This is a genomic window from Reyranella sp. (genome assembly GCF_965249915.1).
GTDB lineage: Bacteria > Pseudomonadota > Alphaproteobacteria > Reyranellales > Reyranellaceae > Reyranella.
In genome coordinates, this window is record NZ_OZ252257.1 from 2,489,072 (window position 1) to 2,506,662 (window position 17,591).

At 66.8% G+C, this 17,591-nt stretch carries 18 protein-coding genes; 12 read left to right on the forward strand and 6 right to left on the reverse strand.

What is annotated here, in order from left to right; genetic code table 11:
* The first annotated feature begins 7 nt into the window (after nucleotides 1-7).
* Together ACP15H_RS12320 and ACP15H_RS12325 are read left to right on the forward strand one after the other, a co-directional pair.
* On the forward strand, nucleotides 8-868 hold the full coding sequence (locus ACP15H_RS12320; protein WP_425066470.1) for an ABC transporter permease: 861 nt from the start codon (nucleotides 8-10) through the stop codon (nucleotides 866-868).
* The gene (locus ACP15H_RS12325) at nucleotides 861-1,640 is read left to right on the forward strand and encodes an ABC transporter ATP-binding protein (RefSeq protein WP_425066471.1); all 780 of its coding nucleotides are present in this window, start codon (nucleotides 861-863) and stop codon (nucleotides 1,638-1,640) included. Before ACP15H_RS12320 ends, ACP15H_RS12325 begins: the two co-directional genes overlap by 8 nt.
* Nucleotides 1,641-1,650: 10 nt before the next feature.
* On the opposite strand, the gene ACP15H_RS12330 is transcribed toward ACP15H_RS12325, so the two are convergent.
* Nucleotides 1,651-2,046, reverse strand: coding sequence for a GFA family protein (locus ACP15H_RS12330; protein ID WP_425066472.1), 396 nt, complete (start codon nucleotides 2,044-2,046; stop codon nucleotides 1,651-1,653).
* A gap of 26 nt (nucleotides 2,047-2,072) precedes the next feature.
* Nucleotides 2,073-2,444, reverse strand: coding sequence for a VOC family protein (locus ACP15H_RS12335; RefSeq protein WP_425066473.1), 372 nt, complete (start codon nucleotides 2,442-2,444; stop codon nucleotides 2,073-2,075).
* A gap of 91 nt (nucleotides 2,445-2,535) precedes the next feature.
* Between ACP15H_RS12335 and ACP15H_RS12340 the strand changes: the two genes are divergently transcribed.
* Nucleotides 2,536-3,069: a CGNR zinc finger domain-containing protein gene (locus ACP15H_RS12340; protein ID WP_425066474.1), complete on the forward strand. Its 534-nt coding sequence runs from the start codon at nucleotides 2,536-2,538 to the stop codon at nucleotides 3,067-3,069.
* Between the two features lie 123 nt (nucleotides 3,070-3,192).
* On the opposite strand, the gene ACP15H_RS12345 is transcribed toward ACP15H_RS12340, so the two are convergent.
* Nucleotides 3,193-3,489: an SCP2 sterol-binding domain-containing protein gene (locus tag ACP15H_RS12345; RefSeq protein WP_422015251.1), complete on the reverse strand. Its 297-nt coding sequence runs from the start codon at nucleotides 3,487-3,489 to the stop codon at nucleotides 3,193-3,195.
* A gap of 98 nt (nucleotides 3,490-3,587) precedes the next feature.
* On the opposite strand from ACP15H_RS12345, the gene ACP15H_RS12350 reads away from it, so the two are divergent.
* The 7 genes from ACP15H_RS12350 (at nucleotide 3,588) to ACP15H_RS12380 (ending at nucleotide 12,211) form a co-directional block, all read left to right on the forward strand.
* Nucleotides 3,588-4,451, forward strand: a complete 864-nt coding sequence (locus ACP15H_RS12350) for an SDR family oxidoreductase (protein WP_425066475.1) — start codon at nucleotides 3,588-3,590, stop codon at nucleotides 4,449-4,451.
* 7 nt (nucleotides 4,452-4,458) lie between these two features.
* Nucleotides 4,459-6,075: an acyl-CoA carboxylase subunit beta gene (locus ACP15H_RS12355; RefSeq protein ID WP_425066476.1), complete on the forward strand. Its 1,617-nt coding sequence runs from the start codon at nucleotides 4,459-4,461 to the stop codon at nucleotides 6,073-6,075.
* A 16-nt stretch (nucleotides 6,076-6,091) separates the two neighbouring features.
* A complete protein-coding gene (locus ACP15H_RS12360; protein ID WP_425066477.1) occupies nucleotides 6,092-7,252 on the forward strand; it encodes an acyl-CoA dehydrogenase family protein in 1,161 nt (386 codons plus the stop codon).
* A 9-nt stretch (nucleotides 7,253-7,261) separates the two neighbouring features.
* Nucleotides 7,262-8,422: an acyl-CoA dehydrogenase family protein gene (locus ACP15H_RS12365; RefSeq protein ID WP_425066478.1), complete on the forward strand. Its 1,161-nt coding sequence runs from the start codon at nucleotides 7,262-7,264 to the stop codon at nucleotides 8,420-8,422.
* A 96-nt stretch (nucleotides 8,423-8,518) separates the two neighbouring features.
* Nucleotides 8,519-9,337: an enoyl-CoA hydratase/isomerase family protein gene (locus ACP15H_RS12370; protein ID WP_425066479.1), complete on the forward strand. Its 819-nt coding sequence runs from the start codon at nucleotides 8,519-8,521 to the stop codon at nucleotides 9,335-9,337.
* Nucleotides 9,334-11,196, forward strand: coding sequence for an acetyl/propionyl/methylcrotonyl-CoA carboxylase subunit alpha (locus ACP15H_RS12375; protein ID WP_425066480.1), 1,863 nt, complete (start codon nucleotides 9,334-9,336; stop codon nucleotides 11,194-11,196). Before ACP15H_RS12370 ends, ACP15H_RS12375 begins: the two co-directional genes overlap by 4 nt.
* Before the next feature lie 43 nt (nucleotides 11,197-11,239).
* Nucleotides 11,240-12,211, forward strand: coding sequence for a Bug family tripartite tricarboxylate transporter substrate binding protein (locus tag ACP15H_RS12380; protein WP_425066481.1), 972 nt, complete (start codon nucleotides 11,240-11,242; stop codon nucleotides 12,209-12,211).
* A 10-nt stretch (nucleotides 12,212-12,221) separates the two neighbouring features.
* Here the strand turns inward: ACP15H_RS12380 and ACP15H_RS12385 are convergent, their stop codons facing one another.
* Nucleotides 12,222-13,598: an amidase gene (locus tag ACP15H_RS12385; protein WP_425069893.1), complete on the reverse strand. Its 1,377-nt coding sequence runs from the start codon at nucleotides 13,596-13,598 to the stop codon at nucleotides 12,222-12,224.
* A 147-nt stretch (nucleotides 13,599-13,745) separates the two neighbouring features.
* Here ACP15H_RS12385 and ACP15H_RS12390 point away from each other — a divergent pair, with 147 nt between their 5' ends.
* Both ACP15H_RS12390 and ACP15H_RS12395 read left to right on the forward strand, forming a co-directional pair.
* Nucleotides 13,746-14,600: an SDR family oxidoreductase gene (locus ACP15H_RS12390; RefSeq protein WP_425066482.1), complete on the forward strand. Its 855-nt coding sequence runs from the start codon at nucleotides 13,746-13,748 to the stop codon at nucleotides 14,598-14,600.
* Nucleotides 14,601-14,602: 2 nt separating this feature from the next.
* A complete protein-coding gene (locus ACP15H_RS12395) occupies nucleotides 14,603-15,355 on the forward strand; it encodes an alpha/beta fold hydrolase (RefSeq protein ID WP_425066483.1) in 753 nt (250 codons plus the stop codon).
* Between the two features lie 33 nt (nucleotides 15,356-15,388).
* On the opposite strand, the gene ACP15H_RS12400 is transcribed toward ACP15H_RS12395, so the two are convergent.
* Nucleotides 15,389-16,243: a CmcJ/NvfI family oxidoreductase gene (locus ACP15H_RS12400; RefSeq protein WP_425066484.1), complete on the reverse strand. Its 855-nt coding sequence runs from the start codon at nucleotides 16,241-16,243 to the stop codon at nucleotides 15,389-15,391.
* 115 nt (nucleotides 16,244-16,358) lie between these two features.
* Nucleotides 16,359-17,534: an iron-containing alcohol dehydrogenase gene (locus tag ACP15H_RS12405; protein ID WP_425066485.1), complete on the reverse strand. Its 1,176-nt coding sequence runs from the start codon at nucleotides 17,532-17,534 to the stop codon at nucleotides 16,359-16,361.
* Between the last annotated feature and the right edge of the window lie 57 nt (nucleotides 17,535-17,591).

Below are 17,591 nucleotides of genomic sequence, written 5' to 3' on the forward strand. Positions count from 1 at the left end.
GCGCACCATGGCGATCGTCGAGACAGGATCGGTTCCCGCGGCGGAACCGGTCGCCGTCGTGCCGCGCGGAGCCGCGCGTTCGACATGGGCGCGCTTCAAGCCGACGGTGCTGGCGCTGATCGTGCCGCTGTTGCTGCTCGCCTTCTGGCAGGTGGCGACCACCCAGCAATGGACCCGGCTCATCCCGACGCCCTTCGCCGTCGGCGAATACATGATCGATTTCGCCGTGGGCGGCATCTACGACGACGCCTACTCCGCCACACTGGCCACCCACCTGCTGGCCTCGATGAGCCGCGTCTATGGCGGCTTCGCGCTGGCCGCGATTTTCGCGCTGCCGATCGGTATCCTGGTCGGGCGCGTACCGACCGCTCGCATGCTGCTCGATCCGTTCCTGCAGGTCATGCGGCCAATCCCGGTCACCGCCTGGCTGCCGCTGTCGATGATCCTGTTCGGCCTGGGCGCCAAGTCGGCCTTCGCCCTCGTCTGCCTCGGCGCCTTCTACCCGATCCTGCTCAACACGATCTTCGGCGTGCGCTCGGTCGATCCCAAGCTGTTCGAAGCGGCCTCCATGCTGGGCTGCCGCGGCAACGCGCAGTTCTACAAGGTGGTCCTGCCGGCGGCGACGCCGTCGATCTTCACCGGCCTGCGACTCGGCCTGGGCCTCGCCTGGTTCGTCATCGTCGTAGGCGAGATGACCGGCGTGCCGCAGGGGCTGGGCGCCGTGATCATGGACGGTCGCACCCTGTCGCGCACCGAACTGGTGATCTGCGGCATGATCGTGATCGGCCTCGCGGGCTACCTTTCCGACCGCGCCGTCGTGGCGCTGGGCAACTACCTGCTGCGCTGGAGCCCCAACCATCATGGCTGACGCCACCACACCGATCATCGAGATCAAGGGCGTATCCAAGGTCTTCCAGCTCCAGGACCAGACGATCCACGCCCTCTCGGACGCCAACCTCTCGATCAACAAGGGCGAGTTCATCTGCCTGATCGGCGCCTCGGGCTGCGGCAAGTCCACCCTGCTGCGGATCATGGCCGGCTTCGACCAGCCCTCGTCGGGAGAAGCGCTGATGTGGGGCCGCCCGATCGCCGGCCCCGATCCATCGCGCGGCATGGTCTTCCAGGACTATGCGCTGTTTCCGTGGCTGAGCGTGCGCGCCAACATCGGATTCGGTCCGGCCGCGCGCGGCCTCGGCGCCGCCGAGGTCAAGCAGATCGTCGACAAGTTCATCGACCTGGTGGGCCTCGCCAAGTTCGCCAACGCCTATCCACACCAGCTCTCGGGCGGCATGAAGCAGCGCGTGGCGATCGCCCGCGTGCTGGCCAACGACGCCGAGCTCGTGCTGATGGACGAGCCGTTCGGCGCCCTCGACGCCATGACGCGCGAGCGCCTGCAGGACGAGCTTCTGGACATTTGGGAGCGCACCAAGCTCACCGTCGTGTTCGTGACCCACGCGGTCGAGGAAGCGATCCTGCTGGCCAACCGCGTGGTCGTGATGACACCGGGTCCCGGCCGCATCGAGAGTGACAATCCGCTCGAGCTGGCGCGCCCGCGCGACGTCGCCAGCCCGGAGTTCAATGCCATCCGCCGCGTGCTGAGCACCAAGCTGCACAGCCATCACGGCAAGAAGGCGGCCTGACCTCGCACGGCTAGTCCGGCCGTTTCGCCGGGTAGGAAGGCAGGCCGTCCGCGCTCTTCACCCACGACAGGCCGGACGCCCGCCATGTGTGGGATTTCGGCGGCAGCCGTTCGGGGTCGTCGAGCGAGCCCGTCGTCACGTCGATCTCAGCGGGATGGTCGTCGGCCTGGAAGGCGAGCGCGGTGCCGCACGCGCCGCAGAAGGTTCGCGTCGCAGCCGTGGAGGACCGGAAGCGCACCGGCTCTCCCGCAACGATTCGGAAGTCGCCGGTCCTGACGGTGAACCACGCCACGATCGGCGCGCCGGTGGTGCGGCGGCAGATCGAACAATGACACACCGTCTCATGCCATGGGTCGCCCTCGGCCTCGTAGCGCACGGCGCCGCAGAAACACCCTCCTTTGAGCATCGTCCCTCCCTTGGCTCAGGCTGTGATCACTTCCCGCAATAGGCCTCGATCCGGTAACCGTCGGGGTCGATAACGAAGGCCGCATAGTAGGTCGGGCTGTAGTCGGACCGAACGCCCGGCCTGCCATTGTCCGTCCCACCGGCCGCCAGGGCGCTGGCGTGAAACGCGTCGACCGCCTCGCGGTTCTGCGCCACCAGGCAGAAATGCAGTCCGGAGTCGCTGTCGGCCTTCACCGGGCGGGCGGACTTGCCGATCCACAGGCCGACCTCCTTGTCACCATAGCCGAGCGACGTCTCGCCGTCGCTGAGCCGCGTGTAGCCGAGCGGCGTCAGTGCAGCATCGTAGAACTTTCGCGTGCGCGCGATGTCGGCAACGCCGATGGAAACATGGTCGAACATGGCATTTCCTCTTCCTGACAATATAACCGGTTATATGGTTATTCGGGCAGCCCTCCTTGTCAACCGCACAACCGGTTAGTAAGTCCCGGCGATGAATCGGCCCGACCTCTGCCTGGAGTTCGCCAACACGCGTTACTGGCGCGGGCAGGCCACGCCCACAGAGACGCTGAACGCGCCGGCAGACCTGGCGGCCTGGACCAAGGCGCCCAAGCCTCCCTCGCAGAAGGAGTTCGAACGGGCGCTGGAGCTGCGCGAAACCATCCATCGGCTGTTCGACGCCGTCGCCCAGGCCAAGGCCCCTGCCGCTCGCGATTTCGACGGGCTGAATGCAGCGCTCGCCGCCGCGCCCGCGCGTCAGAGGCTGAAGCGCGGCAAGGAAGCCTTCGACTGGGAACTCGATGCGAGATCGGGCACGGCGCTGGCCCTTCTCGCCCCCGTCCTGTGGTCGGCGGGTGACCTGCTGGCGAGCGGCAAGCTGGCCAAAGTCCGGCGCTGCGCCAACCCGGAATGCCTCTACCTGTTTCTCGACGAGAGCCGGGCGGGCAAGCGCCGTTGGTGCACCATGTCGTCCTGCGGCAACCGCGCCAAGGCGCGGCGCCATTACCACAAGAGCAAGCAGGGCTGAGAAGACGCAAAAAGGGCCCCGAGGAAGGGGCCCTTGTTACTCCCGTGTGGGCTTTCGCGCTTCGCGGCTTGTAACCAAGCCGCCTGAACACGCTGTCGCCCACCGGCGTTAAGCGCGGAGCGCTTAACGCAGGATCGACTGCAGCTTCATGGCGACGCCCATGTCGCCTTCGATCTTGAGCTTGCCGGTCATGAACGCGCTCATGCCGTCGAGCTTGCCCTCGATCAGGTCGGCGAAGTCGCTGAAATCCATCTTGATGGTGCAGTCGGCGGCCGTGTCTTCGTTGGTGACGGCGGGCGGATTCTGGTTGCCGTCGATATGGACGACGCCCTGATCCGTGGCGAACTTGACGCTGCTTCCGAAGGCCGACTTCTTCGAAGCGCCTTCCTTCATTTTCGCGGTGATTTCCTGCAAGGTCATGAGCGAGCTCCTCCGGTCGGCAATGGTCTGGGGGATTACTTGACCTTTACGTAAACGTCAACTACAGGCCGGTAAACGGTCGTTCAATCGGAGGAAACATGACCTATCGCTCGGTCTTCAAACCGGGACTGTTTGAGGGCCGGACGGTCATCGTGACCGGTGGCGGCAGCGGTATCGGCCGGTGCACGGCACACGAGATCGCAGCGCTGGGCGCCCACGTCGTCATCACCGGCCGCAAGCAGGAGAAACTCGACACGGTGAAGGCCGAGATCGAGACCGCAGGCGGCACTTGCGAGACGCATATCTTCGACATCCGCGAGGAAGCCCAGGTCAAGGAAGCGGTCGCCGCGATCGTCGCGAAGAACGGCCGCATCCACGGCCTGTTCAACAATGCCGGCGGCCAGTTCCCCTCCCCTGCGGCGTCGCTCAGCGCCAAGGGCTTCGACGTGGTGGTACGCAACAACCTGACGGGCGGCTTCATCGTGAGCCGCGAGGTCTTCACCCAGTCGATGCAGAACCACGGCGGCTCGATCGTCAACATGACGGCGGACTACCGCAACGGCTTCCCCAACATGGTGCACACCGGGGCCGCGCGCGCCGGCATGGCGAACCTCACCATGACCCTCGCCTTCGAATGGGCGGCGGCCGGTGTGCGGGTGAACTCGGTGGCGCCGGGCTGGATCGCCTCCTCCGGCATGGACACCTATACTGGCGAGTTCAAGGAGCAGATCCCCAAGCTCAAGGGCTACTGCCCGCTGGGCCGTCTCGGCACCGAGAGCGAAGTCTCCGCCGCCGTCTGCTTCCTGCTGAGCGACGCCTCCTCCTACATCACCGGCACGGAGATCCGAATCGACGGCGGCGTGCCGCTCGCCAACCGCTCGGTCGAGCTGCCGGCCACCGACCGCTCGAAGCCGTTCGACGGCTTCCATCTGGCCGTGACGCCCAAGGTCCTGGGCGGCTGAGGACGACATGCCGATTCTCGAGAGCCAGATCGACCGCAACAGCGACGAGTTCAAGCAGAACCGCGAACGCATGCTCGCCGCCATCGCCGAATTCCGCGAGGCCGAAGCCAGCGTCCAGGCGGCCTCCGAGAAGTCGCGCGAGCGCTTCGCCAAGCGCCGTCAGCTCATGCCGCGCGAGCGCATCGCGCTGCTGCTCGATCGCGGCGCCCCTTTCCTCGAGCTGATGCCCTTGGCCGGCTATCGCATGCACGACGACAAGGACGGATCGAGCGCCGGCGGTGGCTCGGTTGCCGGCATCGGCTATGTCGAGGGCGTGCGCTGCGTCGTGACGGCGTCGAACAGCGCGATCAAGGGTGGCACCGTGGCGCCCTCCGGCCAGCGCAAGGGCCAGCGCGTGCAGCAGATCGTCATGGAGAACAAGCTGCCGGTCGTGAACCTGGTCGAGTCCGGCGGCGCCAACCTGCTCTACCAGGCCGAGATTTTCGTGCCCGGCGGCCGCGGCTTCGCCAACCAGGCGCGCATGTCCGCGCGCGGCATCCCGCAGGTCACGGTGGTCCACGGCTCCTCGACGGCGGGCGGCGCCTATCTGCCGGGCCTCTCCGACTACGTCATCATGGTGCGCAACCAGGCCAAGGTCTTCCTGGCGGGGCCCCCGCTGCTCAAGGCCGCGACCGGCGAGATCGCGACCGACGAAGAGCTGGGCGGTGCGGAGATGCACGCCACCGTCTCGGGTGTCGCCGAATGGATGGCCGAGAACGACGCCGACGGCATCCGCATGGCGCGCGACGTGATCGCCAAGTGGCACTGGAACGACCGGCTGCCGCCGCGCGCGCAACGGTCCTTCAAGGAGCCGCTCTACGACGTCGAGGAACTGTGCGGCGTGGTACCCCCGTCGCACAAGGATCCCTACGATGTGCGCGAGGTGATCGCGCGCCTCGTCGACGGCTCGGACTTCCTCGAGTTCAAGGCCCTGTTCGACCAGCAGACGATCTGCGGCTGGGCCGCCATCGAAGGCGAGCCGGTGGCGCTGATCGGCAACAACGGCCCGATCACCGCCAAGGGCGCCGTTAAGGCCGCGCAGTTTATCCAGCTCTGCTGCCAGCAGGGCACACCCATCGTCTACCTGCAGAACACGACCGGCTACATGGTCGGCACAGAGAGCGAGCGCGGCGGCATCGTCAAGCATGGCTCCAAGATGATCCAGGCGGTCGCCAACGCGACGGTGCCGCAGATCACCATCGTGATCGGCGGCAGCTTCGGCGCCGGCAACTACGGCATGTGCGGCCGCGCCTTCGATCCGCGTTTCATCTTCGCCTGGCCAAACAGCCGCACGGCCGTGATGGGCGGCGAACAGGCGGCCGGCGTCATGAAGACCGTGACCGAGCAGAAGTTCCTGCGCGAGGGCAAGGAGCCTCCCCGGGAGCAGATCGACAAGATGTTCAAGGGCATCGTCGATCAGTTCGATCGCGAATCGACCGCCCTCTACGGCACCGCCCACCTGTGGGACGACGCCATCATCGATCCGCGCGACACCCGCCGGGTCCTGGCCTTCACCTTGTCGATCGCCCGCGAATCGATCGTGCGACCGCTCAATCCCATCTCCTTCGGCGTGGCCCGTATGTAGGGCGAGGATGTAAGCAATGAAGTTCACCCCCGAGCATGAGGCGCTGCGCCAGACCTGGAAGACGCTGATCGATCGCGAGATCAATCCTCATGTCGACCAGTGGGAAAGGGACGGCCAGTTCCCCGCCCACGAGCTGTTCAAGAAGATGGGCGATGCCGGGCTGCTGGGCGTCGACAAGCCGATCGAATATGGCGGCTCCGGCCTCGACTTCTCCTATGCCATGGTCTGCGCCGAATCGCTGGGCTGGGTGAATGGCGGCTCGATCCCGATGGCGACGGGCGTTCAGATCTCGATGGCGACGCCCGCCCTCGCCCGCTACGGCAGCGACGAGCTGCGGAAGGAATTCCTCGTCCCCTCCATCACCGGCGACTACGTGGCCTGCCTCGGCGTCTCCGAGACCGGCGCCGGCTCCGACGTCGCCTCGATCAAGACTACGGCCCACCGCGTCGGCGGCGACTGGGTGATCAACGGCGGCAAGATGTGGACCACCAACGGCGCCCAGGCGGACTGGATGTGCCTGCTGGCCAACACCGGCGACGGCCAGGCGCATAAAAACAAGTCGCTGATCGTCGTGCCGATGAAGACAACGGGCATCACCATCGCCAAGAAGCTCGACAAGCTCGGCATGCGGGCCTCGGACACGGTGCAGACCTTCTTCGACAACGTGAAGGTGCCGGTGCGCTACACGATCGGACAGCCGGGCCAGGGCTTCATCTACCAGATGCAGCAGTTCCAGGAGGAGCGGTTGTGGGCCGGCGCCGGCACGCTGATGGGCTGCGACCGCATCATCAACGCAACCGTCGACTATACGCGCGAGCGCAAGGTGTTTGGCCGCCCCCTGCTCGACAACCAGGTCGTCCATTTCCGCCTGGCCGAACTCAAGAGCGAGGTCGAGGCACTGCGCTCCATCGTCTATCGCGCCTGCGAGGACTATCTCGCCGGCAAGGACGTCACGATGCTGGCCTCGATGGGCAAGCTGAAGGCTGGCCGCCTGCGCCGCGAGGTCTCCGACGCCTGCCTGCAATACTGGGGCGGCGCCGGCTACCTCTGGGACAATCCGGTCGCGCGCAGCTACCGCGACGGCCGGCTGGGCTCGATCGGCGGCGGCGCCGACGAGGTCATGCTGCAGATCATCTCCAAGCTGATGGGCACGCTCCCGCGGCTGGGAAATCGCTAGGAGCCCACCATGCAATTCACCCAGGAACATGACGAGATCCGCCGCACCCTGCGGGCGATCATCGACCGGGACATCAATCCGCATGTCGACCAGTGGGAAGAGGACGGCATCTTCCCGGCCCACGAGGTCTTCAAGAAACTCGGCAATGCCGGCCTGCTCGGCATCAACAAGGCTGCCGAGTTCGGCGGCATGGGGCTCGACTATTCCTACGCCATGGTAATGGCCGAGGAGCTGGGTCACATCCATTGCGGCTCGGTGCCGATGGCGATCGGCGTGCAGACCGACATGGCCACACCGGCGCTGGCCCGCCACGGCAGCGACGAGCTGCGGAAGGAATTCCTCGCACCCTCGATCGCCGGCGACTACGTGGCCTGCCTCGGCGTCTCCGAGGTCGGCGCCGGTTCGGACGTCGCCTCGATCAAGACGACGGCCCGGCGGGTCGGCGGCGACTGGGTGATCAACGGCGGCAAGATGTGGACGACCAACGGCACCCAGGCCGACTGGATGTGCCTGCTCGCCAGCACGGGCGAAGGCCCGATGCACAAGAACAAGTCGCTGATCTGCCTGCCGATGAAGACCAAGGGTGTCGAGGTGGTGAAGCAGCTCGACAAGCTCGGCATGCGCTCCTCCGACACCGCGCAGATCTTCCTCGACGAGGTGAAGGTGCCGGTCCGGAACCTGATCGGCCAGGAGGGCATGGGTTTCATCTACCAGATGCAGCAGTTCCAGGAGGAGCGGCTGTGGGGCGCGATCAGCGCCGTCGTCGGCATGGAACGGCTGATCGACCAGACGATCGAATACACGCGCGAGCGCAAGGTGTTTGGCCGCCCATTGCTCGACAACCAGGTGATCCACTTCAAGCTGGCCGAACTGCGCACCGAGATCGAGCTGGTGCGCTCGCTCTGCTACCGCGCCTGCGAGGAGTATCTCGACGGCGCCGACGTCACGATGCTGGCCTCGATGGCCAAGCTGAAGGCCGGCCGCATGGTGCGCCTGGTGACCGATGGCTGCCTGCAATACTGGGGCGGCGCCGGCTATCTCTGGGAATCGCCGACCGCGCGCGCCTTCCGCGACTCGCGCCTCGCCTCGATCGGCGGCGGCGCCGATGAGGTGATGCTGCAGATCATCTCCAAGCACATGGGCACGCTGCCGCGCTTGGAAAGTCGATAATGAAAAAGACGGTGTCATCCCGAGCGCAGCGAGGGATCCTTAGCGACACCGATCAAGGATCCCTCGCTACGCTCGGGATGACACGGAGCTTGAGTCATGACTGAATTCGCCGACAAATACGAAGCCCTCATCCTCCGTCGTGAGCGCTCGCGTCTCTACGTGACGCTCAACCGGCCCGAGGTGAAGAACGCGCTGAACCCGACGCTGATCGAGGAGCTGAAGTCGGTGTTCGGTATCCTGCGCGACCGTCGCGACATCAAGGTCGTGATCCTGCGCGGTGCGGGCGGCACCTTCTGCGCCGGCGCAGACCTCAAGAACATGGAGCAGAGCTTCACCGACAAGCCCAAACCCGGCGAGAAGGACCCGATCGCCGTCTGGAACCGCCAGTTCGGCGCCTTCCTCGAGATGCTGAACGGCACGCCGCAGGTGGTCGTGGCGGCGGTCGAGGGCTACGCCATTGCCGGCGGCTTCGGCATCCTTTGCGTCTCCGACGTGGCGATCTGCACCGAGGGCGCGGGCTTTGCCATGACGGAAACGGCGATCGGCATCGTGCCGGCCCAGATCGCGCCCTTCGTCGCCCAGCGCATCGGCGTGCCGCAAACGCGGCACCTGGCGCTCACGGCGGCGCGCTTCAAGGGGCCCGAGGCGCTGCGGCTCGGCATCGCGCATTATCTGGTGGCCGATTCCGCCGCCCTCGATGCCAAGCTCGAGGAAGTGCTGAAGCAGATCGACAAATGCGCCCCCATCGCCAACGCGCTCACCAAGCAGGTGGTGATGAAGGTCGGGACCGAGCCGCTGTCGGCCGTGCTCGACTTCGCCGCCGACAAATTCGCCGAGGCGCGCCGCGGCCCCGAGGCCGGCGAGGGCCTGCGTGCCTTCGCCGAGAAGCGCCCGCCGCGTTGGGCCGTCGAATGACATCCTTCTCCAAGATCCTGGTCGCCAACCGCGGCGAGATCGCCTGGCGGGTGATGCGGACGGCCAAGGCGATGGGCTACCGCACGGTCGCGGTCTATTCCGATGCCGACAAGGACGCGCCGCATGTCGCCTTCGCCGACGAGGCGGTTCGCATCGGCCCGCCGCCCGTGGGCGAGAGCTATCTCAGCATCGATCGCATCCTTGAGGCCGCCCACGGGAGCGGCGCCGACGCGATCCATCCCGGCTACGGTTTCCTGTCCGAGAACGAAGCCTTTGCCACCGCCTGCGAGAAGGCAGGCCTCACCTTCATCGGCCCGCCGCCGGCAGCCATCGCCGCGATGGGCAACAAGGCGGCCGCCAAGCGGCGGATGATCGACGCCGGGGTGCCCTGTGTGCCGGGCTATCAGGGCGCCGACCAGAGCGACGCCAATCTCGCAGCCGAGGCACGCAAGATCGGCCTGCCGGTCATGGTCAAGGCCGCGGCCGGCGGCGGCGGGCGGGGCATGCGCCTCGTCGAACACGCGGGCGATCTGGTGGAAGCGATCCGCACTGCGCGCACCGAGGCCGAGAGCGCCTTCGGCTCGGGCGAGCTGATCCTCGAGAAGGCCGTCGTCGATGCGCGGCATGTCGAGATCCAGGTCTTTGCCGACGCCCACGGCGAGGTCATTCATCTCGGCGAGCGCGACTGCTCGGTGCAGCGCCGCCACCAGAAGGTGATCGAGGAAGCGCCCTCGCCCGCCGTCGATGCCACCCTTCGCGACCGCATGGGCGCCGCGGCCGTGGCGGCCGCGCGGGCCATCGGCTATCGCGGCGCCGGTACGGTCGAGTTCCTGCTGGGCGCCGACGGCGCCTTCTACTTCCTGGAGATGAACACCCGCCTGCAGGTCGAGCATCCGGTGACCGAGGCCATCACCGGACTCGACCTGGTCGAATGGCAGCTCCGCGTCGCACGCGGCGAGCATCTGCCCCTGCGCCAGGACCGGGTAACGTTCACCGGCCATGCGATCGAGGTGCGCCTGTACGCCGAGGACGCCTATGCCGGCTTCCTGCCGCAGACCGGCCGCATCGACGTGTGGCGTCCGGCGACCGGCCCCGGCGTTCGCATCGACCATGGCATGAAGGACGGGCTCGCGATCTCGCCCTACTACGATCCGATGATCGCCAAGGTGATCGCGCATGGCGCCACGCGCGAGGAAGCGCGCCTGCGCCTGGTCCGAGCGCTGGCCGAGACGGTCGTACTGGGGCCGACGACCAACCGGCATTTCCTGATCCGCCTGCTGGAGCATCCCGACTTCGCCGCGGGCGAGGCCACCACCGCCTTTCTCACCAAGCACGAGTTCCCCGCACCGGCGATCAGCGACGCGCACTGGACCGCCGCGGCGAACCTGCTGTGGCAGGCGTCGGCGCAAAAATATCCGCCGTCGATGCGCGGCTGGCGCAATTCCAATCCCGAGCCGACGCCGATCCGGCTGGCCGCCGGCGGTCAGGAGCGGCTGATGCAGGTCCGAGAGCCCGATCCGGTCGAGGTGCCGTTCCACATCGACGGCAACGACATCGTGCTCGACATCGATGCCCTGACGGTTCGCTTCACCGACAAGACCTACGCTCCGCCCGAGACGGCGGCAGCCGGCAGCGACGGCAAGCTGCGCGCGCCGATGGACGGGCGCATCGTGTCGATCAAGGTAGCTGCCGGTGAGAAGGTGAGCCGCGGCCAGACCCTGATCGTGCTGGAGGCCATGAAGATCCAGCACCAGCTCAAGGCGGCGCTCGATGCCAAGGTGGACGGAATCTCAGTCCAGGAAGGCCAGCAGGTCTCCAGCCGCACGGTGCTGGTCACGATGGAGCCGGACGCCGGTTGACGCTAGGCTCCTCCCAACAAGAGAAGTTCAGGGAGGAATTGCCATGCTGCGTAGAGTTGCGCTCGCCTTGCTCGCGGTGGCCGCTGCCGGCCCCGCCTTTGGCCAGGCCTATCCCAACAAGCCCATCAACCTGATCGTTCCCTTCGCGGCCGGCGGCCCGACCGATCTCATGGCGCGCATCGTCGGCGAGCGCATGGGCAAGGAACTGGGCCAGCAGTTCATCATCGACAACGTGACCGGCGCGGCCGGATCGATCGCCATGGGCAAGCTCGCCCGCTCCACGCCCGACGGCTACACGATCGGCATCGGCCATCTCGGCACCAACGTCGTGAACGGCGCGATCTACAAGAACCTGAACTACGACCTGATCAACGACCTCGAGCCGATCGCGCTCCTGCCGTCCAACCCGCTGCTGGTCGTGACCTCCAACCAGGTCCCGGCCAAGGACCTCAAGGAGCTGGTGGCCTACCTCAAGGCCAATGCCGACAAGATCTCGGGCGGCACGGCGGGCATGGGCTCGGGCTCGCATATCGGCGCCCTGGCCTTCTTCGCCGTGACCGGCACCAACTACCAGCTCGTGCCCTATCGCGGCACCGGCCCCGCCGTGCAGGACCTGATCGCCAACCAAATCCAGGTCATGATCGACCAGTCGTCGAACTCGCTGCCGCATGTCCGCGCCGGCAAGCTCAAGGTCTACGCGGTGGCCGCCCGGCAGCGTACCGCGGCGGCGCCGGAGATCCCGACGACCGCCGAGGCCGGGTTCCCCGGCATCGAGGTCGCGATCTGGCACGGGCTCTGGGCGCCCAAGGGAACGCCGAAGGACATCGTCGAGAAGCTCAACGCCGCCGCCATAAAGGCCCTGCAGGATCCTGAAATCCGCCGCAAGCTTGAGGATCTCGGTCAGGACATTCCGACGCCCGAGCAGATGAAGTCGGATGCGTTCGGCGCCTACCAGAAGGCGGAGTTCGCCAAATGGAAGCCGATCATCGACAAGGCCGGCGTGAAGGTGGAGTGAGGCGCGCCCCTCACGACGCAAAGCTCGGCGGAATCGGACAGGGCGGGAGAAGCTTCTCCAGCACCTTGGCAACGCCAAGCAACTTTGCCTCGCCCCAGCGCTTGCCGGTGAGCTGCAGACCGATCGGCAGGCCCTCCTTCGAGAAGCCGCAGGGCAGCACGATCGAGGGCTGGCCCGTCAGGTTGGCCAGGAAGTTGTAGGCGGTGCCTGCGAAGAAATAGGGATGGTCGACGCCGTCGACCTTGAGCGGCAGTTTCTGCGACTGCCGGACGAAGGCCGCGTCCGGCATCACGGGCATCAGCCAGGCGTCGTAGTCGTCGAGGAAGGTCTCGCACTGACGCACGATCCGGTCCCGCCGGTCGAGCACGGCGAAGAACTGGCCCATGCTGAGACGCGCGGCACGAGCGACCGAGCGTCTGGTCGGATCGGATGACTCGAGCCTGTCGAAATGCCGTTCGCGCTCGGCGAGCGGCTTCTCGCTCTGGATCATGTACTGGAACAGGTCCGACCAGTCGTCCCAGCCCTGCTGCCAGTCCAATCCCTCGGGCTCGGCATGCTTCACCTTGGCGCCGGCCTTCGACAGCAACTTCGCCGTCGCCTCAACGACCGAAGCCGTGGCGGCCGACACCTGCACCAGCGGATTGCTGGTCAGGACGGCAATGCGCAGTCCCTTGGCGGTGAGCCTGGGCGTCGGTCCGAGCGGCACGGGCGCCGCCTCGGTCTCGTGGCCGTCCGGCCCCGCGATGATACGCAGCGCGACCTCGAGATCGTCGACCGAGCGCGCCAGCGGGCCGAACGTGCCCATGTAACGCGTGCTGCGCGTCTGACCAGGCAGATCCGGCACGTGGCCATGTCCCGGCACGCGCCACTCGGTGGGCTTCAGCGAGAAGATGCCGTTGAAGTGCGCCGGATTGCGCACCGAACCGCCAATGTCGCTGCCCAGTTCCAGCGGCGACAGGCGAGCCGCCACGGCGACGCCGCCCCCGCCGGTGGAGCCGCCCGACGTACGACGTTCGTCCCAAGGATTGCGGGTGGTGCCGAATATCGGGCTGTCCGTCTGAAAGTCTGCGCACAGTTCAGGCACGTTGGTCTTGCCGAGGATCACCGCGCCCGCTGCCCGCAGACGCGCGACGAGGCTGGCATCTTGCGTGGCGACATTGTCCTTCAAGGGGGGATGGCTGGAGGTCGTCTTGAGGCCGGCGACGTCGAAGGCTTCCTTGATGGTGATCGGCACGCCCTGCAGCGGCCCCACGGCCTTCTTCTGGCTGCGGGCACGATCGGCGGCGCGGGCGGCCTTCATCGCTCCAGCCTCGTCAATCAGCACGAGTGCGTTGAGCGTCCCGTTCACCCGTCCAATCCGCTCGAGATGCGCCTTGGTCGCTTCCACCGAACTCAAGCGTCCGTTTCGTATGGCGCGTGCAAGTCGCGTCGCCGTTTCGAAGCACGGATTCATGCATGCCTCCCTTGAGTGCCGTGACACTAGCCCCAGCAGCCCCGGCCCGGCTATAGAGCCCGAAGATTTCTTGGGGACGACATGAGCTTGGCTAGCAAAACCCTGTTCGTGACCGGCGGCAGCCGCGGCATCGGACTGGCCATCGCATTGAGGGCCGCGCGCGACGGCGCCAACATCGCCATCGCGGCGAAGACGGTGACGCCCGACCCGCGCCTTCCCGGCACGATCTTCACCGCGGCGGAGGAGATCGAAAAGGCCGGCGGCAAGGCGCTGCCGCTCGCCTGCGACATTCGCGACGAGCAGAGCGTCGAGAAGGCCGTGGCCGAGACCGTCGCCAAGTTCGGCGGCATCGACATCCTGGTGAACAATGCCAGCGCCATCAGCCTGACCGGCACGCTGGCCACGCCGATGAAGCGCTACGACCTGATGCACCAGATCAACGCGCGCGGCACCTTCATGGTCTCGCAGAAGTGCATCCCGCACCTGCTGAAGGCCGCCAACCCGCACGTGCTGAACCTGTCGCCGCCGCTCGACTTCGACGTGAAGTGGTTCGCCAATCACCCCGCCTACACGCTCGCCAAGTACGGCATGTCGGTCTTCGCCTGGTCGATGGCGGAAGAGTTCAAGGACAAGGGTGTCGCCTTCAACTGCCTGTGGCCGCGCACCGCCATCGCCACCGCGGCGATCCAGAACATCCTGGGCGGCGACGAAGGCATGAAGCAGTGCCGCAAGCCCGAGATCATGGCCGATGCCGCCCACGCGATCTTCAGCCGCCCGTCGCGCGACTGCACCGGCAACTTCTTCATCGACGACGAGGTGCTGACGGCCGAGGGCGTCACCGATTTCGACCAGTACGCCGTCTCCCCGGGCACGCCGCTGATGCCCGACTTCTTCGTGCCCGCCCCCGGCGCGCGCACCGTCGTCGGAAAGGCCTAGGCGTGGCGACGTTCCTGCTGGTCCATGGGGCCTGCGCCGGTGGCTGGTGCTGGGAGAAGGTCGTGCCGCTGCTGGAAGCAGCCGGCCACAAGGTCTGCGCGCCCGACCTTCCCGGCCTCGGCAAGGACCAGACGCCGCCGGCCAACGTCACGCTCGCCGACAATGTCGAGAAGCTGGCCCGCCTCCTCGACAAGATGGAGGAGCAGGTCATCCTGGTCGGCCATTCGCTGGGCGGCGTCACGATCAGCCAGCTCGCGGAGGCCCGGCGGCGCAAGATCAAGGCGCTGGTCTATCTCTGCGCCCTGCTGCCGACCTCGGGCAAGAGCGGCAAGGACATGACGGCGCTGGAACCGGACACGATGTTCCGGCTGTCGCGACAGGTCAGCCCCGACGGCAAGACCTACACCTTCGCGCGCGACAAGCTGCCGAGCCTGTTCTACGCCGATGTCTCGCCGGAGGATCGCTACAAGGCGATGGAACGGCTGCGCCCGCAGCCGATCGCCATCTCGACCACCCCGTTGACCCTCACCGAGGAGCGCTTCGGCTCTGTGCCGCGCTGGTACATCGAGTGCCTCCACGACAACGCCATCCGCATCGCCCTGCAGCGCACGATGGTGAAGGCAACGCCGTGCAAGGTGCTGCGGCTGGAAAGCGGGCACTCGCCGTTCTTCAGCAATCCGGAAGAACTCGTCGAGCATCTGGAGACGATTGCGGCGGCGCGTTCAGACGCGCCGGCGGGCGGCAGCGCCTTCTGAGGCGCGAGAGCCCGCACGGCTCCAATTGCGCACCTATTCAAAGAATGCAAACGCCCGCGCTTCTATGCTCTGCCGTGGCCGCGGATTGGCGGGGGACGTCGGGTCGTCGAAGGCGGAATGCAGCGAGAAGCGGGCGCGGCCGTCCTTCAGCGAATCGTAGCACTTGATCAGGATGGCCTCGTCCCGGGTCATCTTGGGGAAGTAGAACCAGCGGTGATCGGCGTTGTAGACGCCCTGGTAGATTTCGCCCGTGCGGTCGGCATAGACCAGATCGCACACCGCCAGGTCGCGCGGCGCGATGCTCTCCGAATCGACGAAGCCGAGCGGTGCCATCTCGATCGGCGCGTGATCGATGTTGCGCCAGACATTGTACTCGGCGAAGCGCTGCTTGAGGCGCCACTCGGCCTCCTCAGGCGGCAGCAGGTCTCGCACCCGCTGCGGGCCCGATTTCTCGGTGTAGTCGTTGTGAACGCTGCGCACCGGCGTCCTGAGGCCGCGCTCGACGGCACGGTCGGCGGTGCGCACCGTATGGTCGAACACCACCACCTTCGACGCGCCGGTCTCGCGCTTGATCAGCGCCTCGACCTCGGCGTGGTACTTCGTGCGCACTTCTTCCTCGTCGTAGAAGTCGCGCACCGCCGTGTCGTGATGGGTCAGGATGAAGGCCTGACGATCGAGCGAGAGGTCTCGCGCGATCGGACGGGCATCGTGGATGCGAACCGTGAAGTCCCGATAGTTGCCGTCGCGCCGCGGCAGGCCCGTGCCGTGAGGCGGATTGTAGGTGACCGGCTTGATGCTGAGATCGGCCAGGTAGTTCACCGGCGCATCGACCCAGGCCGCGAGCGGCGGCCGCATGACGGCGGATTCGGCGGTTCGAACATCGACCATGGTCTCACCCGTGATTTGCGTTGCTCCCCTTAGGTCGTGTGGCTTTAGCCGCTTGCCACCCCTCGGGCTCACGAGAAGAATTCATGGGGTCATGTCGCCCCGGCCTGATCGATCCCTAGGCCGCGAGTTCGAGGATCTCCATGACCTGTTCCGGGCCCTTGATGGGCCGCGGATTGTTCAGCACCGCCCGGTCGTGCATCGACTTCTCGGCGATCTCGCGGAAGCGGTCCCGGCCGACGCCGACCTCGGAGAGCCGTCCCGGCAGGCCGAGCGCCTTCACCAGCCCTTCCACCAGGTCTCCTGCCGCGGCCTCCGGCTGCCCGAAGGCCTCGCCCACCCGCTTCTGACGCTCGCCATTGGCCGGCAGGTTCCAGCGCAGCACCGACGGCAGCATCACGCAGGACGTATGGCCGTGCGGCACATGGCAGGCGGCGCCCAGCACATGGCCGATCCCATGACTCGCGCCGACACCGACGCCCGAAGTTCCGGCGCCGATCGACAGCCACATGCCGAACTGGAGATCGAGCCGCGTCGCCGTGTCATCGGGGTTTGCCCTGTGCGCGGGCAGGGCGCGGGCGAGCAACTTCAGCGCCTCGGTGGCGGTGCCCAGCACGAAGGGATGGGCCTGTTGAGAACAAAGCCGCTCGACCGCATGATCGACGGCCTTGAGGCCGGTCGAAAGCATGAGGTCAATCGGCGTCGCCAGGGTGGCGGCGGGATCGAGCACAATGACCCGCGGCACGATCAGGCGATGGCCGAAACTCTCCTTGATACCCTTGCGCGGATCGGAGATGCCGGCAAAGGCGTTGAACTCGGCGGCCGACAGCGTCGTCGGCACGGCGATCATGCGGATTGCATCGGCCGGCGGCCGGATGGCCTCGGACGGCGGCGCGGCGCCCTCCTTCGGCTTGCCCGCACGATAGGCGTCCAGCTCATCGACCGTGGTCACGTTCTGCCACAGCGCGATCAGGATGGTCTTGGTGGCATCGATCACCGAGCCGCCGCCCACCGCGACGACCAGATCGGCACCGGCCGCGCGGGCCATCGCAGCCCCCTCGACCACGCAGGGCCGCGGCGAGTGCGCGGTGATGCCGGCATAGGTGCCCGCATGCAGGTCGCCGAGACCGTCGATCACCGACGCCAGCAGCGCGCTCTGCGCCACCGACTTCGAGGTCGTGATGAACACCTTCTTCGCCCCCAGCCGTTCAGCCTCGGCTCTGAGCGCGGCGCCCGCCGGCCTGCCATAGACCACGCGCTCGATGTCCTGATGTCCGTGGATGCCATTCAACATGTTCTTGCTCTCTCTTTGTCATCCTGAGCGAAGCGAAGGATCTGGCGTCTCGGCAAC

Excerpts from the sequence above, each read along its gene's own strand:
- ACP15H_RS12355 (WP_425066476.1), top strand. The coding sequence starts at position 4,459 with ATGCCGATTCTCGAGAGCCAGATCGACCGCAACAGCGACGAGTTCAAG.
- ACP15H_RS12325 (WP_425066471.1), top strand. The coding sequence starts at position 861 with ATGGCTGACGCCACCACACCGATCATCGAGATCAAGGGCGTATCCAAG.
- ACP15H_RS12390 (WP_425066482.1), top strand. The coding sequence starts at position 13,746 with ATGAGCTTGGCTAGCAAAACCCTGTTCGTGACCGGCGGCAGCCGCGGC.
- ACP15H_RS12360 (WP_425066477.1), top strand. The coding sequence starts at position 6,092 with ATGAAGTTCACCCCCGAGCATGAGGCGCTGCGCCAGACCTGGAAGACG.
- ACP15H_RS12320 (WP_425066470.1), top strand. The coding sequence starts at position 8 with ATGGCGATCGTCGAGACAGGATCGGTTCCCGCGGCGGAACCGGTCGCC.
- ACP15H_RS12380 (WP_425066481.1), top strand. The coding sequence starts at position 11,240 with ATGCTGCGTAGAGTTGCGCTCGCCTTGCTCGCGGTGGCCGCTGCCGGC.
- ACP15H_RS12345 (WP_422015251.1), bottom strand. The coding sequence starts at position 3,489 with ATGACCTTGCAGGAAATCACCGCGAAAATGAAGGAAGGCGCTTCGAAG.
- ACP15H_RS12350 (WP_425066475.1), top strand. The coding sequence starts at position 3,588 with ATGACCTATCGCTCGGTCTTCAAACCGGGACTGTTTGAGGGCCGGACG.
- ACP15H_RS12370 (WP_425066479.1), top strand. The coding sequence starts at position 8,519 with ATGACTGAATTCGCCGACAAATACGAAGCCCTCATCCTCCGTCGTGAG.
- ACP15H_RS12405 (WP_425066485.1), bottom strand. The coding sequence starts at position 17,534 with ATGTTGAATGGCATCCACGGACATCAGGACATCGAGCGCGTGGTCTAT.
- ACP15H_RS12400 (WP_425066484.1), bottom strand. The coding sequence starts at position 16,243 with ATGGTCGATGTTCGAACCGCCGAATCCGCCGTCATGCGGCCGCCGCTC.
- ACP15H_RS12340 (WP_425066474.1), top strand. The coding sequence starts at position 2,536 with ATGAATCGGCCCGACCTCTGCCTGGAGTTCGCCAACACGCGTTACTGG.
- ACP15H_RS12365 (WP_425066478.1), top strand. The coding sequence starts at position 7,262 with ATGCAATTCACCCAGGAACATGACGAGATCCGCCGCACCCTGCGGGCG.
- ACP15H_RS12335 (WP_425066473.1), bottom strand. The coding sequence starts at position 2,444 with ATGTTCGACCATGTTTCCATCGGCGTTGCCGACATCGCGCGCACGCGA.
- ACP15H_RS12375 (WP_425066480.1), top strand. The coding sequence starts at position 9,334 with ATGACATCCTTCTCCAAGATCCTGGTCGCCAACCGCGGCGAGATCGCC.
- ACP15H_RS12330 (WP_425066472.1), bottom strand. The coding sequence starts at position 2,046 with ATGCTCAAAGGAGGGTGTTTCTGCGGCGCCGTGCGCTACGAGGCCGAG.